The sequence below is a fragment of the Ruegeria sp. CDSA221 genome, assembly GCF_059611825.1.
The window spans coordinates 1-2,282 of the sequence record NZ_JBXWPK010000039.1 but is presented as its reverse complement, the minus strand read 5'-3'; the positions used below and the strand labels follow the sequence as shown (position 1 = coordinate 2,282).

Genomic DNA, 2,282 nt, shown 5'->3' with positions numbered 1-2,282 from the left:
CCAAAGGTATTCCTCTCGGCCATCGCTCTCGCTGCAACGGTCCTATTCTGGCTGTAAATCAATGAGTCTGGAACCTAGGTAGCGCATCAAGGTGTCCACCGCGGTGGACATTGAAATATATGTGCAACCTCCCCACCCTTCAATATCCAATCAACAAGCCTGCCAAGTTAGTACCCACTTTGCCTGCCATCATTATTCAGGCAGATCACCATCGCCGAACAAGTTGGGGAAAAGACGTTCCCGGTAATCCAATGGGAAAGCTAACCGTACCGGTGTCTTGGGAAAAGATGAGGTTAGGTACCCCGCGGCGGTCAACTTGCTGAGTGTGTTGCGCGCGGTACGTTCGGATGTCTTGAGCACGACTTGGGCATCGCCCCGTTCCAGTGCCCCATGTCGCAGGACGGCTGCAATCAGATCAGGTGCACGCTTGTCATCGATCGTATCCTGAACGAGGCGGCGATAGCGCTTATCCAGTCCGCCGAGATCGAACAGCTTTGCAGAGAATGTGATCTGGTCGAGAGTCACTTTCAGGAACCACTCGCTGAAGCTTTTCAAGGCCGTCTCTGACAGGTTGCCACGCCCATCACGATCTCCGCGCCGCGGACTGTCAGCAAGATCCATCATCCGCTTGTATTCGCCTCGGTCAGTCAATCCGCGCGCAAGTCCACGCGAGACGGACCAGAGGCCTTGACCACCGATCCCGGCATTCAGAGCCATGGCATGCGACATCAATCTACTGACGCGCCCGTTACCATCCGGGAATGGGTGGATGTAGTTCAGCCGGTGATGCGCGGATGCAATCGCGATAATCCGTCCGCTGGAGGATCGATCTGCGATCTGAAACCGTTTGTCGAAATGATCCATGAACGATGCAACGCGTGATGACGAGGGTGGTAGGTGCCGCCCTACCGCAACTTCCCGGTCTCCTTCCTGACGCATGCGCCCCGGAAAGATCGACTCTTGCGTTCCGTCGGGATGTTCGATCACCCGAAACTCATCAGGCATCTCGTCGTAGAAGCTCTTATGAACCCAGGTCAGAAACTCAATGGATGTAGGCCGGGGCAGGGTGCTCTCGCGATGCATCTCGTCAATGGCGCGCTGAACAATGACATGCGCGCGCGCCTCTAGTGCGAGGGGCCGGGTCTCTTCTTCGAGCTCTGCGCCAGCAAGTGCACGCTCGATGTCGCGCGGCCGTGTATTGTGCCCTTCTATGAGGTTCGAATAGTAGCAATTCATAACTCGAACCAGATCGGCAAGTTCCGCTGCACTATCCGGGTGCAACCCTTGTCCTAGTTGCGTGGCTTCTCTCTGGATATCGACCGACAGGTCTGCCAATTCAGTGGGAATATACTCTTCGAAGAAGCAAGGTTCTATCCTGGCTGGAGTTTCGAGCATTTTTGCCGATCCTTCGTAGTCGTAAAGCAATTGATAAATATGCATATTTTCAAAGATCTGGCAAGGAATTGCCGATATTTATTGCCGATCTCGGATGCCGATCCAAAATTGCCCCACGAAATCAAAGACATCCGTATATGTGCTGGACCCTAAGTGTCCCGTTTGCTGCCAATGGGCCCGCGGAAAGTGAAAGTGTCCTTTGGGGTTTATGACTGACGGAAGAAGGACCTTGGGGTGCTTCTGACGGGTTCGGGCCGGGTTCCGGTCTGTCATTTCTGCCGAAGGGCCACTCATGAAATCATGTGTCTTACGCATGTTGCTTGCAGCAGCTGCCTCGTAACGGCAACGTCTCCCTGATCAGCTATCTCGACCTTACGCTCGAGATGAATGCCTCCTACCTCTACAGCTGGCTCAAAGTCCTGCGTTCGGACAAGAACGAGATCTTCAAGCATGAGGCTGATGCTAAGCGCACTTGCGATTATCTGATCGTAAGGTCAGAGGCGGGTAGGGCAGGGGGCGGCGCCCAAGCTGCCTGATGGTACATTTTCGCTGGTACGAGAAGGTCAGTTTCGAGCCCAACTATGTCTTTGTTGAAACGCGCAACTTTCGTAGGGAGGGCGGAAAGTGTGAATTCGCTGCGAATGCAAAGGACCAGCGTTTAGGCTGATAAGCGGACCTTCGCGACACCATTGGACAGATTATTCACAAGCTCCGCTTAGCACTGCAGCATTGGAGTGCCTCGTGACTGCGTCTTGGTTTGGGTCATTAATCACATTCCCAAAGTTCTCGTTTCGGATTCTATGCCAGAATTTAGCAACTGTATTTCTCAGGCAGGTTGAATGGCCCATTTCTGGCGAGCTTTGCACATTGCGTTTGCGATTGTGACA

Annotated in this window: 1 protein-coding gene and 1 pseudogene; one reads left to right on the top strand and one right to left on the bottom strand. The window is 53.6% G+C overall.

What is annotated here, in order from left to right:
- Window positions 1-192: 192 nt before the first annotated feature.
- Window positions 193-1,395 (bottom strand): Fic family protein, encoded by a 1,203-nt coding sequence (locus AC2FJ5_RS21335; RefSeq protein WP_496794519.1) that lies wholly within the window; start codon window positions 1,393-1,395, stop codon window positions 193-195.
- A 374-nt stretch (window positions 1,396-1,769) separates the two neighbouring features.
- Here AC2FJ5_RS21335 and AC2FJ5_RS21330 point away from each other — a divergent pair.
- Window positions 1,770-1,931 (top strand): annotated as a pseudogene (locus tag AC2FJ5_RS21330) (ArdC family protein); the annotation flags it as partial.
- Window positions 1,932-2,282 lie beyond the last annotated feature (351 nt).

Coding starts and splice junctions, on each gene's coding strand:
- AC2FJ5_RS21335 (WP_496794519.1), bottom strand. CDS start 1,395: ATGCTCGAAACTCCAGCCAGGATAGAACCTTGCTTCTTCGAAGAGTAT.